This is a genomic window from Psychrobacter sp. 1Y10, from assembly GCF_052259005.1.
Lineage (GTDB): Bacteria > Pseudomonadota > Gammaproteobacteria > Pseudomonadales > Moraxellaceae > Psychrobacter > Psychrobacter saeujeotis.
The window spans coordinates 182,163-198,398 of the sequence record NZ_JBQQES010000006.1 but is presented as its reverse complement, the minus strand read 5'-3'; the positions used below and the strand labels follow the sequence as shown (position 1 = coordinate 198,398).

Sequence of the window (16,236 nt, the reverse complement as noted above, 5' to 3'; positions counted from 1 at the left end):
TGTGGCGTCATAACTAGCGATATACGCTAGAACTGTGGTCACAGCTATCAATACAGCGAACTTCTAGTACAAGGCACTATACATGACCAATAACAATCCCTTTAACCTTATTCCGCTCAATCCTACCGGCAGAAATGAAGAAGACAACGTCAATACTTATGCTCCTGAAGACATGATAACCATATACGAGCAGCAGTTTCTCACGCCAGTGTCTGAAGATGAGTTAACCGAGTTTTTACCCGCACTAAAAGCCTTTTACGATATCGATGACAATACGCTAGATGTTAGCGCGGTCATTTTTGACGCCATAGCTGACGCTACTATCATCTATAATCACAAGGTAAAAACAGGCGATTATCAGATAGTAGGAAGCTTAGTCACAGAGCAGATTGAAAACAGCGAAGGCAATGTAGACGATGAGAATAGTGATAGCCAAGCCTACACGATAGACTGTATGCGCACGTTTTTCATCAATGATGTAGAGATACCTTATCATTTTAATTTATTTATCCAAGGCGATGGTTATTCTACCTTGACCGAAAAAAACACCGTACTAGAAAAGCTATATTGGTTCGTCAATGCTGGATTTGATGAACACTTATTGGGCAACCCTGAAGATGTTGTAAGTTTAGAGTCTATCAACGAAGAGCTGGTCAGCTTAGGTATTAAAGAGATGGATCTGAGCACCATACATCAATTGGTCAATTATATTGAAGACAATCTTATCGATGACGATATGGCAGAAGCGTTAAATACCCTCATAGATGAAGCTGAATAGATTTGGTTTTAGAGTAAGTTATATTCCACATGCTCTATGAGATAGAGTCAATATATATAGCACGCAAGAAAAATTTGTACCAGTCTCTCATATTAATGCAATGCCTCTATTTTATTTAGTAACAACTATATTGTAGATTTTTTAGCATAGATTTATAAACCAACGCGCAAAAAAATACCGCTAACGATTTATGGTTAGCGGTATTTTAGTATTGGTACCAGTGGTCGGACTCGAACCGACACGCTTTTAAAGGCAACGGATTTTGAATCCGTCATGTCTACCAATTCCATCACACTGGCATGTTAGAAGATAATGTTTATTGGATAAATATTATCGAATTGGACTACAGGGTTAACTGTATAGGCTGCGTATTATAACAGCCTATTTTGAGCCGTCAAGAAATATTTATATAAATTGCATTTTAGTGTTGTCAGCCCTAGCCAAATTATCCGACGAAGGCACGCTCGACTGCATAATCTGCCTGTACACCCATACGTGGTGACACAGTAAGACCGAAGCCATCTAATATCTCTGACACTTCCGCATTAAAAGGCATACTACCGCAGAGCATGACGCGGTCATCTTCTTTATTCATCGGTGGCAGGCCAATATCTTCAAACAGTTTACCTGATTTCATCAAGTCAGTGACGCGTCCGGTGTTTCTGAACGCTTCACGCGTGACCGTCGGATAGTAGATGAACTTTTCGCGGTACCATTCGCCAAAGATTTCGTCATTTGGCAGCTCGTTTTCAAACATATCTTGATAAGCCAAATCATCAATATGACGTACGCCGTGGACCAGAATGATTTTGTCAAAGCGCTCATACACCTCAGGGTCACGTGCCAATGCTAAAAACGGCGCAAGCCCAGTACCCGTTGATAGCATGTATAGATGCTTACCTGGCAGTAAATCATCAAGCACCAACGTACCTGTCGGTTTTTTGCTGACCAATAGCTCGTCACCAACTTTGATATGCTGCAAGCGTGAAGTTAATGGACCGTCTTGAACCTTAATAGAAAAGAATTCTAAATGCTCTTCATAGTTAGGACTAGCGATCGAGTAAGCGCGTAGTAGTGGTCTGCCATCGATAGCGAGACCGATCATCGCAAACTCACCATTACGAAAACGTAAACCATCATCGCGCGTGGTTTTGATACTAAATAGAGCGTCATTCCAGTGATGAACCTCTGTGACCGTTTCGGTGCGAAGTTTTGACATAAAGTCCTCGTTAATAGATTACTGACTACATTATTAGGTTTAAATAAGTATTAAATTAAAATTTTCAATGGTAGATTCATACACTAAAAATGTATGTCGCTTATGACCATTATCAAAATCATGATAGAGACAGTGAGTGCAACCGCTTAAAATTTGAAATATTAAACTTATTAAGCTTGGATGTTATGAGTTCAATAGCATCATGAATCAAGCAAATAGGCTGCATTATAAACCGCTATTTTAACATTATTATTAAGCGTTATAAGGGGACCTGAATGCCTGTTAAGTATATGTATAGAGACGCCAGTATACGAATACAAACGATTCTCAATAAATTCCACGCTCATAATACCAAACTTTAAAATAAAAATCCGCTCAGCGGCTCTAAGCGGGCATGATAAAATAGAATATCGTTAGTAAATAATTTTGTATGATTGGATGAGACTGTTTTATAGTCAGTCTGTTTTATTGTATAAATCTGTTTTGAATAGACAAATTGTCGCTATTGGCAAGTTTTTTTGGAGATTTTTTATGTCAGGTGACAATATGGTAGAGGGCAATCTACCGGAGGGCTATGCGTCAGAAGGCTATCACCATGCGCCAATTATTGGCTATCATCGTGCGCCGCTGTCACAGAAGTTTGGGGCGCCAAGACAGCCAAATTTGGTGGCATTGACTAGCGTGATTGAGGTGTTAGCGCCTTATGACACACCAGCGGCATTTGCAGGACTAGAAGCGTTTAGTCATGTTTGGCTTAGCTGGCAGTTTCATCATAACTTTATAAATAAAAACGGCCATGCAAATAAAAATGGTCATATCAACAATAAAGCGCAAGACAGTTTTCGCGCGCAAGTACGACCACCACGGCTAGGCGGTAATGAAAAGATAGGGGTGTTTGCCAGTCGCAGTATGTATCGACCATCAGGATTAGGGTTGTCTGTGGTAAAACTTGAACGTGTTGAGGTAGTAGAAGGTCGCGTATTACTTATCATTAGCGGTGCTGATATGATTGATGGTACGCCAATTATCGATATCAAACCCTATGTGGCTTATAGCGATACTGTTGATGATGCGGAGAGTGGCTTTGCGCCAACTGCGCCAACACTACTAGATGTGACGATGACTGAATCTGCTCATGAGCAGATTATGACTTTGATTAATGTAGAGCAGGTTAATGTAGAGCAATCTGATAAAGCTAATAATAAAAATAATGACACAAATAGTGGTACGGAAAATGCTGCATTACTTTTTATAAATTCAACAAACTCAACAAATTCGCTAAGCTCAAGAGATGGGCTAGTCCACAAAGTACAAAAGCAATTGCTAGTCTCTGATATTGACCATATAAAAGAATTAATCGCGCAAGATCCACGTCCTGCGTACCGCCGTACGGAGATGAACAAAGTGTTTACGATGCGTTATAAGTCAGTAGATGTCAGCTTTCAGTTGCTAAAGACAGGGCAGTTGCAGATCACGGCAATTGTAGAAGTGGATTGAATTCAAAGTTATTAATTTTATAAATTTCTAGAGTTTAGCGTAATGCTTTCGCTACTCAATTAACCATGAAAGAAGAAAAATATGTCCGCTCAGCAGTATTCGATAGTGATTGATTTACGTTGGTGTCTTGATGAACTATTGGCAGATAGGGTGATTGACCAGCGTGGCTATAATTTGGTGATTACTAGTCGCCGTGATAAGGCGCAGCATCCGCTACTGACGATTAGTGAATTTGGTTTGCCAAATGGTCATGCGCTTGATAATAGTTCCGAGAATAAATTAACACTGGCATGGCTCAACCAATGGCTGGCAGCCAAAGCAGATATGTCAATCGTGCGTATTGATCCGTTAAAGGTTGATGTGCCAGCGGTGACACAGTTGATGTCTTTTGAATACGCACGCTCGCAGCATATTTTGCCGATTGAGGTTACATTAAATGAGGTCATCATCGGTACCGATCAGCCGTTTTATACCGATTGGCACACAAACATCGAAAAGCTGATTAAATCTAAAAGCTATCGCACGGTCTATATTAATCCTGAACAAATTAATCGCTATCGGCAAGAGTTTTACCAAGTCACACAAGCGATTGCCGGGGCAAATAGTGTGCATAAGCGTGCGGCTGCTGATGTGACCAATGTTGAGGCTTTATTGCAGTTAGGCGACAACACCAATCCAGATGCCAATGACCAACATATCGTCAAAGTCGTCGATTGGCTGCTGCAATATGCCTTTGAGCAGCGCGCCAGTGATATTCATCTAGAGCCGCGCCGTGAGACAGGCAAAGTACGTTTTCGTATCGATGGCGTGCTGCATACTGTCTATGAGATGCCACTTGCGATTATAGTCGCGGTAACCGCGCGTATTAAAATCTTAGGACGTCTTAATGTGGCAGAAAAGCGCAAACCGCAAGATGGCCGCCTAAAAACCCGTACCCATAATGGAATGGAGACTGAGCTGCGTCTGTCTACCATGCCGACTGCTTTTGGTGAAAAGCTGGTTATGCGCGTCTTTGACCCAGAAGTACTGGTGCGCTCGTTTGCTCAGCTTGGATTGTCGGGTAAGCAGCTTGAAACTTGGCAGGAGCTGACCGCACATCCAAACGGCATTATTTTGGTCACCGGTCCGACGGGCTCTGGTAAAACGACTACTCTATACAGTACGCTCAAGCAGCTAGCGACTGAGCAAGTCAATGTCTGTACTATCGAAGATCCTATCGAGATGATTGAGCCCGCCTTTAACCAAATGCAGGTCAATACGGGCGTGGATTTGCACTTCGCTGATGGTATCCGCTCTTTAATGCGTCAAGACCCGGACATTATTATGGTCGGTGAGATTCGTGATAACGAGACCGCCAACATGGCAGTGCAGGCATCCCTAACTGGACACTTGGTACTCTCAACGTTGCATACCAATGATGCACCAAGCTCCCTGACTCGTTTGCATGATTTGGGTGTCCAGCCGTTTTTGACTTCGGCAACTATCTTGGGCGTGATGGCGCAGCGCTTGTTACGTACATTATGTCCGCATTGCAAGCAGGCAGTTGATGTCATGCCAGATAGCGAGACAGCTATCCAATGGCAAGAGCTAGTACAGCCTTGGCGCGCTGCTGTGCCAGCACGAGTTTATATGGCGCAGGGCTGTGAGCACTGTCGCCATACAGGTTATCAAGGCCGCGTTGGTCTGTACGAGATCATGCCATTGTCGAATGAGCTAAAAAAGCTGGTCGCCGCTGATGCCAATTTGGATACGCTCAAACAACAAGCGTACCGCGAAGGCGTGCAACCACTGCGTCTATCTGGGGCGAAGCGTATCAGTGAAGGGGTGACGACCATAGAAGAGGTCATGCGCGTGGTGCCACTTAATTAGCTATCATAGTTTAAGCTATTTTTAGCGCTCCCAGCGTACATTTTGGCGAATGATTTTTGCAGGCGTACCCGCCACCATACAGTTTGGCGTCTCAATGGGTTTGTTTACAAATGCACCTGCTGCAATGATACAACCGCTAGCGATAGTGACGTTTTTAGAGATAGTCACATTGGCAGCAATCCAGATGTGATCTCCTAAGACAACATCAGCATGAGCATTATTCAGTCGCACATTAGAGTCTATATCGTAGACCTTGTGGACGTCAGTCGCCCGAATTTCAATGCCGCGCGATATCATGCAAGCGTTACCGATAGTCACGCTCTTATCGCGTGCCAAAACATAGCAATCTATGGCAGTGGTACGCGCACCGATATGAATGTGGAGATGGTTGCCAACGATTAATAATTGACCAGAAAATTTGACATGCTCCGCGATAGTTATTTGGTTATGACTGCCATTGATATCGATTTTTAACTTGTTAAACTTACCATGCTCACCAATGGTAATTTGATTGTCATGGCCTTTACGAATGGTAATGACTGAATGACCAATAATACGCGCATCTGTAGCAATATCGATGTGATTGTCATGTCCGTTGTCCTGTAATAAGAACCGCCGCTTATACAAATACTTAGGTAGCAGAGTCTTTATAATAGGGGGCAGAGTAACGGTTTTTTTATGGTTCATAATGATAGGGCTTGTGATGAATGAATAAAGAGTGCGATGTTTTGCTAGTGATACGCCATTATTAGGGTAGCGCTTTAGGGTGGTGTTTGCCATATCTATAGCTTTAATAAAGTTAATTTGAATACCATTAATAGCTAACCTAGTAGTTAGCTGTTAAAGAACGCTTGAAAACAGTGCTATTTAGAGCAATACATAGCATAACGATTATCAAATCCATATTTTAAAAGATTTTACTTATTAACGAGATTGTTTATGTTTACTGATACCCATTGCCATCTAAACCGGTTAGATTTAACGAAGTATGACGGTCAGTTGTCCGGTGCAATTGCCGCCATGAAAGAGGCCAACGTCACGCGTGCGATGGCAATTATGTGTGATTTTGCTGAATATGATGAGATTGCCAATATCGTCAGTACCTACGGTGATAAGACGCTAAACCTAGGCATGAGTGTGGGCATCCATCCTTGTGAAGATATTGGCGTATTGCAATCAACGACGGTCGAGCGTTTGATAGAGACCGCCGACGCTGAGCACGTCTGGGCAATAGGCGAGACGGGGCTAGACTATTACTGGTCAACAGAGAATAAAAAAGAGCAACAAGCCAGCCTTGCGCGTCATATTCATGCCAGCCAAAGCTTGAAGAAACCTCTGGTCGTACATATGCGTGATGCCAAAGAGGACACTATCGATATCTTGAAAGCGGAAGGTGCTGAACACGGCATTATTCATTGCTTTACCGAAGATTGGGATACGGCAAAACGTGCGCTGGATTTAGGGTTTTATATCTCGTTCTCAGGTATTGTGAGTTTTAAGAGTGCGCAAATGATTCAAGATGCAGCAAAAAATATGCCTAGAGATAGAATATTGATCGAGACTGATAGCCCGTATCTTGCCCCTGTGCCTAAACGTGGTAGACCCAATGAGCCGGCGTATGTTCCCTATGTAGCAAGTTATCTGGCCGATATGTATGGCTGTAGTAGCAATGAAGTAGGGGCGCTAACTGCAAAAAACTTTGAAAATTTACTAGCACAGTACCACTAAAATCGTTATGCTATGACCAGTCAGTCATTAATTGTATAGTCTTTTCGCTGCGTACTCAGTTATTAAGTATAAAAGCGTTGACACAGCAAGCAAGAAAAACTTATACCAGTTGTGCATTGTGTTACAACGTATCCGACTATATTAAGCAAATATAAGTGCCATAACCATTTATAGTCCACGATAGTTTTCATACAGTTGTGATGCTGACACTACCGTTTTACTTTCTATTGTACTGTTTATCGCAATATGGTCAGATGTTTGTTCTGACCAGGTTTTAGGAGAGATTATGAGTCGTCAACATCAGTTTAAAGCGCGCGAAGAGAATATCTTAGCGATGGCTGAGCAGTTATTACTTGAGTCAGGCGACGGTGACATCACTTTAGACAGTTTGGCCGAACAACTGGATTTGGCAAAAGGGACGTTATATAAGCATTTTTCGAGTAAAGATGAGCTGTATCTGCGTATTATTATTCGTTATGAAGAGCAACTGTTTGAGATAAACCGTATCGATGATTGTCCTTCAGCAGGGATTGCGCGGATGATATTTCAGCAGCTGCTTAATCCGCAAAAAGCCATGCTCCTTAATCAAATAGAAGAACGTCTGGCAGCGTCAGTGACTGGTCTTAATCGCTTATTCGGTGAGTTATACGATATTCGCCGTCAGCGTATGAAACGCTTGCTCGATATTATTAGTATTTATCTAAAAGACAAGCGTAGCAGTTTGAGTACTCGTGATTATTTGTCCTCTATTTGGGCGATGGGTCAAGGCGGAGCGGGGCTATTAAACTCCAGTTTCTATCAGCGTTATTTAGGTCGCCGCGATACGCTACGTTATGTTTTTGTGCAGCAAATGCTTGAGTTGCCCAGTCATTACCCAGCCGATGAGACGGACCAAGATGTATTGGATGAGGACATGCAAGAATTGGTTGAGCAAATTGATACAGAATCAGAAGAACATCGTAATACGACTTATTGATAGTAGGTGCAACATGCCGGTCACTGCCAAGACTCAGTCCAGCTCAGTGGTCGCGCACTCTTTTTGCCCCACAAAAAGCCAGCTAACTAATCTAAGTATTCTAAACAATGATATGGCTATAAAACTCAGTCATTATCATTGTCATTTCAATTTCCCCAAGCATTTTCAAGAAAGCTGTTCGCAAAAAAAACAGCTTCAAGAAAACCATCATCAAGCACTTCCTAATCAATCACATCCTAGTCGCATACTTCCTGCAAAGTTCGTATTGCCAAACTTACCGCGTTCGCAGACTGGTTTTACCCTAGTCGAGATCATGGTGGTCATGGTTATTTTGTCTATATTTGCTGGCATGATTGCTGTATCAGTCGGTAGTAGCGAATCCCGAAAAAACCGCGCCTTTTATGAGCATCTTATTGATTCATTAAGCTATGTCAGACTGCTGGCAGCTGAGCGTATGCAGCCGATGGGTTTGAGCATGCAAGCAGATAAGCAAGGTCAAGTAACGCCCGTTATCATGAGTTTATCAAACCCCTATATCGGCTATCAGACTCAATCAGTAACGCCAAACGGTGATAGCACGCTCAAAAACGCAATGGAGTTATCTGCAGATTTGTCCGGTATGTCAGGCGATGATGACGACAATCCACCAACGCCCAGCTGGGAGCTGGAGACGGCAGTTACGTTGCCACAAATGCCAGCTGGGGTCAGCTTAAGTATTCAAAGTTTACAGGCAAATAATGCATCAGGGCTTGAGTCCACCCAGATTTTACAGCCTTGGTTTAATGGGCAAGCAGTGCCGCAGGTATTGTGGTTTGGTACTGGGCAAGCAACTCCTGTCACGATTGAGGTACGTCATCAATCGCGATTAGTCGGAGAGGTCATTACTATTATGCCGGACGGTAGTATGACGATAGGGCAGGGACTGTAGCAGATGGCAAAGAGAAATAAACCAACAACGCACATGACAACACATAGCACAAGCCAAACCTCGCTTGCCAAGCATGAAGGTGGATTTACGCTGATTGAAGTGATGGTGGCGCTTGCAATACTGGCGGTGGTCGCTGTTGCCGCTAGCCGTGCCAGTAGTGCATATCTAAGCTCGGTTGAGGTACTACGTACGCGCACGCTTGCACACTTTGTAGCACAAAACGCCGCGGCTGATTTGCGGATTCAAGAGTCGTGGTTGACGGCCAATAGCACTCAAACGATGGATGCCCAAGGCCGTACGTGGCAAGTAGCCATGACCGTTAATAATACGTTGTCGCCAGCGCTCAAGGAAGTAAATATCAGTGTTGCCCCTATTATTGATGGACAAGTGCGCTCAGCGGTAACAGATATCGATGTGATCTTAGGCAATGCAGAACAAGATGTCGGCAGCTTAGATTTAAGTAGTTTAAATCCAAGTGGAGGCAACTTGTGAGGCAGCAGCACGGCTTTACCTTACTTGAGCTGATGGTCGCGATGGCGATATTTGCGATGCTTGCCGTCGCAGGGTGGCAGGTGTTTGATGGGGTTAACCGTGCTCGCGAGCGGGCACAGTTCCATGCCGATCAGCTGGCGGTCTTACAATATGCGTATTTGCAGTTGCAACAAGACATGGGTCAAATCATTGCATATCAAGAACCCTCTACGCAAAATAGTAGCGCGAACGGCTCCAGTCTGAACGACAGCGCTAATGATACTAATAGTGAGCACGACTCTATAGCTGCTAAACCTTTTATGAATTTAGAGGGTGAGCAGCTTAGTTTTGTGCGTTATGCTGATCCCGATCCGCGCTACCAAACCAGTCCAAGCTTGCAGCGTGTTGAGTATGTCTTTACAAATGAGCGTCTTATCCGGCGACAATACAATAGTATCCAAGGTGGGACTGATAGCGTCAGCTTGGATACGGTGCTGCTTAACGGTATCACAGCAGGGCGCTGGCAGGCCCATTTACCTGAGGTAAGTAACGACTTCCCTAGCGCAAGTAAGCAACAGATTAATAACAATAATAGCGATAATCCAAATAATGATGAAGCGGAGACTGTCTTACTTCCTAAAGGAATAGGGATGAGCTTTACTTATCAAGATATGCCGATTACCTGGCAATGGGCACTTGCCCCGCAACCTCTACCAAATAATAGTAGTGGACTTAATACCAATATAGGCGGTAATAGCGATAACGAAAATGATCTTGATAACACGACAAACGGCCAATAATAGGAGGCGCTTATGACAATGACAGCAGACTCCCAGCGCGGCGTGGCCTTATTGACCATTTTGCTTTTGGTTGTCAGTATTACAGTGGTAGCAGGGGCAATGCTTGCAAGCCAAAAAATCGTTATTCGCCGCAGTGGGCTACTATTTAATCAAGATCAGTTGCTACAAGACCTTGAGGCAGGAAAGCAGTTGGCGATCACCATTATTCGCGCTGATGATAAGCTAAATGATAACGATAGCATGCAAGATATTTGGGCGCAGCCGTTGCCGCCCTATACTTTAGGGTCGCACAGCATCACTATTGCGTTGCGCGATGAGGCCAGCCGTTTTAATATCAATAATCTTTATCATGATGACGCAGTCGATAGCGATGCATTGGAAGTGTTTCAGCGTTTGTTAACCCAGTTAAACCTAGAGCCTGAAATCGCGATCGCGGTACTTGATTGGCAAGACCCAGACAATGAAATCTATAACGATGGCGGTGATGAGAGTGTCTTATATGGTGAGCAAACAAATATTCGCGCAAATAAAGCATTGCCCAATCAATCATTGGTCAGTATCGACCAACTCCAAGAGGTACGCGGGATAAACGCTGATACATTGGCAATTTTGCGCCCGTATATTACCGCGGTCCCTTATTTTGTACCAATCAATATTAATACAGCAAGCCCCATACTGTTAGCTGCATTGATGGATGAGGCGACCCCACAGCAGATGCAAGCGTTTACAGACTTGCGCACGCAGCAAGTGTTGGCCTCTGTTGATGATTTATGGCAGTTACCGCCATTCATCAGTATGAGTGCTGAGGCGCGTCAAGGGTTTGAGTCGTTATTAGCGGTGGATAGTCAAGCATTCAGAGCGCTCATTACCGCAACTGGCAATAGCGATGTAGGCATCGCGCCACAGCGGTATGCCACAGTATTAATCAGTAAGACGAACTCTGAAAATGACGACGACGATATAAATAATAATGATGTTAACAACAGCGGTAACAATAATAGCAAAGCTAAGACCGTAACAGTCGTAGCACAGCGCTTATGGGCATTTCGTCCTAGTTTTTAACAACCAGTAACATTATTCAAGAATGCATTGTTAATCATTAAGCTGCGTCTTTTCGCTTGACTTCCAATTATAAGCACCATAAAACAACATTTGCGCTTGGCGCGTACAGTTATGTAGCATTAATTGTTTTTTCTCTTTGATTTCTGCTGGATTCATCTCATCGTCATGCTCCTCAGAATATGTGAGCTCTAACCAATCAATAATCCAAGAAAAAAACATATTGACCCCAGCTTCGGCCAATAAACGCCGGTCATAATCGTTGATATGTGTAAAGGCAGGCTGCAGTGCTAAATCCTCTCCCAAGATTTTTCCATGCATCTTTATCAGATTGCTGATGGCTTTACGGACAGCTTCTGAGCCACCAAAGCGCTCACTGACCAAAAACTGCCAATAACGAGGCTGTGCATTGACGGTTTGTAAAAATAATTGAATGCTTTTTGCAATTTGACGATCAAAACTGCGTTTGCGACCGATCTGTAGACCATCACGTAAGATAGCAAGGGTACCGCCTAGCTCTTCGACGACTAATGCTTCACCCAATGATTCCATGTCATCAAAGTGACGATAAAAGGCAGTCGGCACCACACCAACTTCACGAGTTACTTGTCTAAGACTGATGGAGCTAAATGATTGCCCGGTGATGCATAAGTCTAGCACTGCATTAAAAAATGCTCGCCGAGTTTGAAGCTTTTTTTGTTCGCGACTGCTCATAATATTTCAAAATTACCTAATAGATGTTTATCATACTCATTTCAACGCAAAAATACGAATGAAATACGTGGTTAGCGTCGATACTAACAGCGAGATTATCAAACCATTGTACCCCAATGACCCTGCAACTCTTGCGCCAACCTATAAGCTTCATGATCATTCATACCAGTAATAAAGTCTAAAATATTTAGAATATTATGATAAATATCCTCTGTCAGTAGGCGCCTGTTTTCATCAAGATGGGGCTGTAACAAGCTCAATAGGCGTTGCTGCTCAAAAGGTTTTGATGCGCTTGTGTGTGCCATCCATGCCAATGGCATAAATGAATCAAGTAGACGATGTAAGCATTGATTTGCCATAAGCTCCATGCGCACTTTACTTGGATGATTAAATATCTGTTCGCGCGCTAACTGCTTGGCTTGATTGATACCATTTTGCACACTTGCATCACAATGTGCAAATAGACTGCCATTGAGGGTTCCAGCTAGCAACTTATCGCTATTTACCACAAAAGCATCGGTCACGGTATTGACCAAGCGCATCATTGCGCGTGCTCGCAGTGAAGCTAGGCTCTGCCGCACAGAGAGATGTGCAGGTAAGTCAATACTACTAGGACGCTCGCCAATCAACTCATAAAATATCGTCGCCACCTCATGATAAGTGAGCATATTTAAATTGATTCCATCCTCTAGATCTATAAGCGCATAGCAGATATCGTCTGCCGCTTCCAGTAGATAAGCCAGTGGATGACGAACAAAGCCATCGTGTTGCTCTGAGCGTGGCAATTGCAAACAGTCCGCCAATTGCTCTAACTGTGCAGCTTCACTATAAAAGCAGCCAAATTTTTGTATTTTAGGGGCGTTTTGATAAGCACTCTGATGTTGGTTGCTGTTTATTAGAGTGCTATTTATCGGATTGCTGTGCGCCGCTAGCCATGGGTATTTCATAAAGGCGCCTAATGTCGCACAGGTTAGGCGCATGCCGCCCAAGTCAGGATGATGCTCATTACGGACCAGTAGGCGAAACCCTTGCGCATTGCCTTCATATGCAAACAGATCAAGACGCTCGTTATCGCTGATATTCTGTAAAACTGATTGGCGATCAGAATGCATAAACCAATCACGAATGGCGTACTCACCAGCGTGACCAAAAGGGGGATTACCAATATCATGAGCAAGACAGGCTGCTTGGACGATGACGCCTACATCTGCTGGCGTGACACCTGCAGGTAGGCCATTGCCTAATTTATCATGAAGCTTTTCTGCTGCCATGATTCCTAGCGAGCGCCCAATACAAGACACTTCTAAAGAGTGAGTTAGGCGTGTATGAATGCCTAGCTGATTGGTTAATGGATGGACTTGAGTCTTTTGATTGAGCTGACGAAAGGAGTGCGAGAACACCAAACGATCATAGTCTTTATGAAAGGAGGAGCGAGCACTGTCTTGGATAGGGGCTGGTTTTACACTACCTAGACGCTGTGCGGTGAATAATCGTGCCCAATGATCGGCTGGGGTAGTAAGCTTATTAAAATGAGCAGGCATGGTTTATATTCCATTATTATTGTCATTAACATTATCGTCTTTTGAGATACGCTTTATAAAAATATGCGATGTATTTTGACATCCGTTAAATCAGTATAATAAAAAAAGCCAGCGCGAAGGCTGACTTTTAGTTGTACTATGCTAAGACTGTGTAAGTCAGCAAGCAGGCAAAATGCTCATACTGTTGGGACACTTATACGTTAAAGCGGAAATGCATCACATCGCCATCTTGTACAATATAGGTTTTGCCTTCTAGGCGTGATTTACCAGCGGCAGCAGCCCCTTTTTCGCCGTTATATTCGATAAAATCATCATAAGCGATGACCTCAGCGCGGATAAAACCACGCTCAAAATCAGTATGAATCACGCCCGCCGCTTGCGGCGCTGTTGCACCAATAGCGACAGTCCAAGCACGCACCTCTTTAACGCCAGCGGTAAAGTAAGTCTGCATATCGAGTAAGTCATAACCACCGCGAATCACTTGATCCAAACCTGCCTCTTCCATACCCATGTCTTCTAAGAAGTCTTTTTTGTCATCTTCATCCAGTTGCGCGATTTCAGATTCGATTTGGTTGCATAAGGCGATTACGATAGAGTCTTCACCCGTGGCGTAGTCGCGTACAGCATCGAGATAAGGGTTGTTTTCAAAACCATCCTCAGACACGTTAGCAATATACATGGTAGGCTTTAAGGTAATCAGACCATAACTTCTGATCAGTTTTTTCTCATCGCTATCTAATCCTGCTGCGCGCGCCGCTTTACCTTCAGCTAAGAGCGGCTCGATTTTTTTGAACACATCGAGCATAGCTGATGCATCTTTATCACCGCCTTTGGCTTTTTTGGTTAAGTTGAAAATCGCGCGCTCAACCGCGTCCAAATCAGCAAGTGCCAGCTCTGTATTGATGGTTTCGATATCATCAATTGGGCTGATGCGTCCATCGACATGCACCACATTATCATCATCAAAGCAGCGTACCACATGGGCAATGGCATCGGTTTCACGGATATTGGCCAAAAACTGGTTGCCCATACCTTCACCTTTTGAGGCGCCAGCGACCAAGCCTGCGATATCGACGAATTCCATCGTCGTTGGCAAGACGCGCTCAGGATTGACGATGTCCGCCAGCTTCTTTAAACGTGGATCTGGCACTGGTACGATACCAGTATTAGGATCTTTGGTACAAAACGGGAAGTTTTCAGCGGCGATTCCCGCTTTGGTTAAGGCATTAAATAAAGTGGACTTGCCTACGTTTGGTAGGCCGACGATGCCGCAGTTAAAACCCATAGTAATCTCTCAATCATTTAATATATTGTGGAATAAAAATTGGCGCTATTGTAGCAAAGTTTAGCTGTTAGCGGGCGTATAGATATGCTAATTTCATAGTAAGGCATTAGTAAATAGTGCGGGACTGAGGCAAAGACATGAGTAGCTTAAGTGATAGAGAACTGGTATGGATGGCGTTGTCAGACTTGTTCGTCGACCATCGTATCAATCATGAGCACATAGCCAATCAAGTGGCTCATTTGACCATCAGCGAAGTAGAACAAATCTTATTTCATGAAGTCGCCCCTGTTTGTATGAGCAATTTACTGATGCCCACACCGACTGTCTGCGAGAAATTTAGTGAGAATTACGTCCTCTCTAGCATGCAGCAGCATTTGGCTAAAATGCAGTCCAATGGGTTTTATCGTCGTAAGGTCTTATTAAAGGCAAAGTTTTACAAGGTTTTTTTGAAGCAAGATTGGTTAAAGCTAATGGCCAGAATGCGCCGAGCACAAAAAAAGCAAGCAAACGAGTTACAAAATTTTGACTTTTAAAGTTAAGGCTTATTCTTTAGTTTCAACCACTCCAATCATCACACCCATCTCTTTTTTATCGTGCTTATCAATACTGGGCGCATATAATGCTGAAGCAACACCGCCATCTAAAAACAGCGCATCTGGACAGTTTAAGTTATCCTTAAATAAGGATGCAAACTGATAAAATGTCACAGGCTCATCGCTATTGACGAGCTGTATGCTGCCATCCTTACAAACGCCTGCACCGTTACGAAACTTACGTGAGCTACTATCAGGGTTAAACTTTGGATGTATCTCATCATTGATGACCAGCATTGGCCCTGATTGGGTGGCGTACCAAGGATCTACTTCGCCACTGTTAAGCTGCTCAGCTAAAGCATGACTTTCAGTGATTTGCACGTTGCCAGATTTATCCCACCACATGACTCCATTGGGTAATAGATGAAAATTACCACCGCCTGCGTTTAGATTTAAAGCGCGAATCTTGTCACCTTCAATGATTGTATAACCAATCGGTGCGTAACGCTCATTGTACATGCCTGCATTCATGGCAAAAACTAAGTTCTGTTTCTTTGGCAGCGTATTCAATAAATTAGCAAAAGTAAGTAATGGTTTTGAGCCATCAGGTTGTTGCCAAAACAGCTGTAGAGAGTAGCGTTCACTATTTAGTATCTCAGCATTGATACGACAGGTACTATAAGTAAAGGGTGAATCTTGCGACTGGCATGACCAGCTTTGCGTACCAGTATTAGATTTGTCAGCATCTATCGGCTGGCAGGCGCTAAGGCTTAACGTGAGTAGGGTCAACAGTAAGGCAAACACAAAGCTTGATATCAATCCGCTATCTTTTGTCATA

Annotated in this window: 16 protein-coding genes and 1 tRNA gene; 10 read left to right on the top strand and 7 right to left on the bottom strand. The window is 43.6% G+C overall.

The genetic code is table 11. The annotated features are described in order from the left end of the window. The first annotated feature begins 82 nt into the window (after positions 1 to 82). Entirely contained in the window at positions 83 to 778 is a 696-nt protein-coding gene (locus ACTXGH_RS09640; RefSeq protein WP_439261045.1) for a hypothetical protein, read from the top strand. 212 nt (positions 779 to 990) lie between these two features. Here ACTXGH_RS09640 and ACTXGH_RS09635 read toward each other — a convergent pair. Continuing rightward, positions 991 to 1,077 (bottom strand) — tRNA-Leu (locus ACTXGH_RS09635). Positions 1,078 to 1,223: 146 nt separating this feature from the next. Beyond that, on the bottom strand, positions 1,224 to 1,997 hold the full coding sequence (locus ACTXGH_RS09630; RefSeq protein WP_439296689.1) for a ferredoxin--NADP reductase: 774 nt from the start codon (positions 1,995 to 1,997) through the stop codon (positions 1,224 to 1,226). Positions 1,998 to 2,543: 546 nt separating this feature from the next. Between ACTXGH_RS09630 and tsaA the strand changes: the two genes are divergently transcribed. After that, complete coding sequence (gene tsaA, locus ACTXGH_RS09625; protein WP_439296751.1) at positions 2,544 to 3,494, top strand: tRNA (N6-threonylcarbamoyladenosine(37)-N6)-methyltransferase TrmO; 951 nt, start codon at positions 2,544 to 2,546, stop codon at positions 3,492 to 3,494. Positions 3,495 to 3,575: 81 nt separating this feature from the next. Further along, positions 3,576 to 5,363 carry a GspE/PulE family protein gene (locus ACTXGH_RS09620; RefSeq protein WP_439296690.1) on the top strand — a complete coding sequence of 596 codons (1,788 nt, stop codon included), beginning with the start codon at positions 3,576 to 3,578 and terminating at the stop codon, positions 5,361 to 5,363. Positions 5,364 to 5,384: 21 nt separating this feature from the next. Here ACTXGH_RS09620 and ACTXGH_RS09615 read toward each other — a convergent pair whose 3' ends face one another. After that, on the bottom strand, positions 5,385 to 6,143 hold the full coding sequence (locus ACTXGH_RS09615) for an acyltransferase (RefSeq protein ID WP_439296691.1): 759 nt from the start codon (positions 6,141 to 6,143) through the stop codon (positions 5,385 to 5,387). A 159-nt stretch (positions 6,144 to 6,302) separates the two neighbouring features. Between ACTXGH_RS09615 and ACTXGH_RS09610 the strand changes: the two genes are divergently transcribed. The 6 genes from ACTXGH_RS09610 (at position 6,303) to gspK (ending at position 11,328) form a co-directional block, all read left to right on the top strand. Next, complete coding sequence (locus ACTXGH_RS09610) at positions 6,303 to 7,091, top strand: TatD family hydrolase (protein WP_439296692.1); 789 nt, start codon at positions 6,303 to 6,305, stop codon at positions 7,089 to 7,091. Between the two features lie 286 nt (positions 7,092 to 7,377). Then, positions 7,378 to 8,067 carry a TetR/AcrR family transcriptional regulator gene (locus ACTXGH_RS09605; RefSeq protein ID WP_299219409.1) on the top strand — a complete coding sequence of 230 codons (690 nt, stop codon included), beginning with the start codon at positions 7,378 to 7,380 and terminating at the stop codon, positions 8,065 to 8,067. A gap of 13 nt (positions 8,068 to 8,080) precedes the next feature. Further along, complete coding sequence (locus tag ACTXGH_RS09600; protein ID WP_439296693.1) at positions 8,081 to 8,995, top strand: pilus assembly FimT family protein; 915 nt, start codon at positions 8,081 to 8,083, stop codon at positions 8,993 to 8,995. A 3-nt stretch (positions 8,996 to 8,998) separates the two neighbouring features. Then, on the top strand, positions 8,999 to 9,487 hold the full coding sequence (gene gspI, locus ACTXGH_RS09595) for a type II secretion system minor pseudopilin GspI (RefSeq protein ID WP_439296694.1): 489 nt from the start codon (positions 8,999 to 9,001) through the stop codon (positions 9,485 to 9,487). After that, complete coding sequence (gspJ, locus tag ACTXGH_RS09590; RefSeq protein ID WP_439296695.1) at positions 9,484 to 10,266, top strand: type II secretion system minor pseudopilin GspJ; 783 nt, start codon at positions 9,484 to 9,486, stop codon at positions 10,264 to 10,266. Before gspI ends, gspJ begins: the two co-directional genes overlap by 4 nt. Positions 10,267 to 10,278: 12 nt before the next feature. Beyond that, a complete protein-coding gene (gene gspK, locus ACTXGH_RS09585; RefSeq protein WP_439296696.1) occupies positions 10,279 to 11,328 on the top strand; it encodes a type II secretion system minor pseudopilin GspK in 1,050 nt (349 codons plus the stop codon). A 30-nt stretch (positions 11,329 to 11,358) separates the two neighbouring features. On the opposite strand, the gene ACTXGH_RS09580 is transcribed toward gspK, so the two are convergent. The 3 genes from ACTXGH_RS09580 to ychF all read right to left on the bottom strand — a co-directional run bounded on the left by ACTXGH_RS09580 (position 11,359) and on the right by ychF (position 14,865). Further along, complete coding sequence (locus tag ACTXGH_RS09580) at positions 11,359 to 12,039, bottom strand: TetR family transcriptional regulator (protein WP_439296697.1); 681 nt, start codon at positions 12,037 to 12,039, stop codon at positions 11,359 to 11,361. Positions 12,040 to 12,137: 98 nt separating this feature from the next. Then, on the bottom strand, positions 12,138 to 13,580 hold the full coding sequence (locus tag ACTXGH_RS09575) for a deoxyguanosinetriphosphate triphosphohydrolase (RefSeq protein WP_439296698.1): 1,443 nt from the start codon (positions 13,578 to 13,580) through the stop codon (positions 12,138 to 12,140). 193 nt (positions 13,581 to 13,773) lie between these two features. Next, complete coding sequence (gene ychF / locus ACTXGH_RS09570) at positions 13,774 to 14,865, bottom strand: redox-regulated ATPase YchF (protein WP_439261035.1); 1,092 nt, start codon at positions 14,863 to 14,865, stop codon at positions 13,774 to 13,776. Positions 14,866 to 15,002: 137 nt separating this feature from the next. Here ychF and ACTXGH_RS09565 point away from each other — a divergent pair, with 137 nt between their 5' ends. After that, positions 15,003 to 15,398, top strand: a complete 396-nt coding sequence (locus ACTXGH_RS09565; RefSeq protein WP_439261034.1) for a DUF7079 family protein — start codon at positions 15,003 to 15,005, stop codon at positions 15,396 to 15,398. 9 nt (positions 15,399 to 15,407) lie between these two features. On the opposite strand, the gene ACTXGH_RS09560 is transcribed toward ACTXGH_RS09565, so the two are convergent. Then, a complete protein-coding gene (locus tag ACTXGH_RS09560; protein WP_439296699.1) occupies positions 15,408 to 16,235 on the bottom strand; it encodes a phosphodiester glycosidase family protein in 828 nt (275 codons plus the stop codon). Position 16,236 lies beyond the last annotated feature (1 nt).

What these genes read in the sequence shown, in the direction of transcription:
- ACTXGH_RS09640 (WP_439261045.1), top strand. Translation starts at nt 83, where the DNA reads ATGACCAATAACAATCCCTTTAACCTTATTCCGCTCAATCCTACCGGC.
- ACTXGH_RS09630 (WP_439296689.1), bottom strand. Translation starts at nt 1,997, where the DNA reads ATGTCAAAACTTCGCACCGAAACGGTCACAGAGGTTCATCACTGGAAT.
- tsaA (WP_439296751.1), top strand. Translation starts at nt 2,544, where the DNA reads ATGGTAGAGGGCAATCTACCGGAGGGCTATGCGTCAGAAGGCTATCAC.
- ACTXGH_RS09620 (WP_439296690.1), top strand. Translation starts at nt 3,576, where the DNA reads ATGTCCGCTCAGCAGTATTCGATAGTGATTGATTTACGTTGGTGTCTT.
- ACTXGH_RS09615 (WP_439296691.1), bottom strand. Translation starts at nt 6,143, where the DNA reads ATGGCAAACACCACCCTAAAGCGCTACCCTAATAATGGCGTATCACTA.
- ACTXGH_RS09610 (WP_439296692.1), top strand. Translation starts at nt 6,303, where the DNA reads ATGTTTACTGATACCCATTGCCATCTAAACCGGTTAGATTTAACGAAG.
- ACTXGH_RS09605 (WP_299219409.1), top strand. Translation starts at nt 7,378, where the DNA reads ATGAGTCGTCAACATCAGTTTAAAGCGCGCGAAGAGAATATCTTAGCG.
- ACTXGH_RS09600 (WP_439296693.1), top strand. Translation starts at nt 8,081, where the DNA reads ATGCCGGTCACTGCCAAGACTCAGTCCAGCTCAGTGGTCGCGCACTCT.
- gspI (WP_439296694.1), top strand. Translation starts at nt 8,999, where the DNA reads ATGGCAAAGAGAAATAAACCAACAACGCACATGACAACACATAGCACA.
- gspK (WP_439296696.1), top strand. Translation starts at nt 10,279, where the DNA reads ATGACAATGACAGCAGACTCCCAGCGCGGCGTGGCCTTATTGACCATT.
- ACTXGH_RS09580 (WP_439296697.1), bottom strand. Translation starts at nt 12,039, where the DNA reads ATGAGCAGTCGCGAACAAAAAAAGCTTCAAACTCGGCGAGCATTTTTT.
- ACTXGH_RS09575 (WP_439296698.1), bottom strand. Translation starts at nt 13,580, where the DNA reads ATGCCTGCTCATTTTAATAAGCTTACTACCCCAGCCGATCATTGGGCA.
- ychF (WP_439261035.1), bottom strand. Translation starts at nt 14,865, where the DNA reads ATGGGTTTTAACTGCGGCATCGTCGGCCTACCAAACGTAGGCAAGTCC.
- ACTXGH_RS09565 (WP_439261034.1), top strand. Translation starts at nt 15,003, where the DNA reads ATGAGTAGCTTAAGTGATAGAGAACTGGTATGGATGGCGTTGTCAGAC.
- ACTXGH_RS09560 (WP_439296699.1), bottom strand. Translation starts at nt 16,235, where the DNA reads ATGACAAAAGATAGCGGATTGATATCAAGCTTTGTGTTTGCCTTACTG.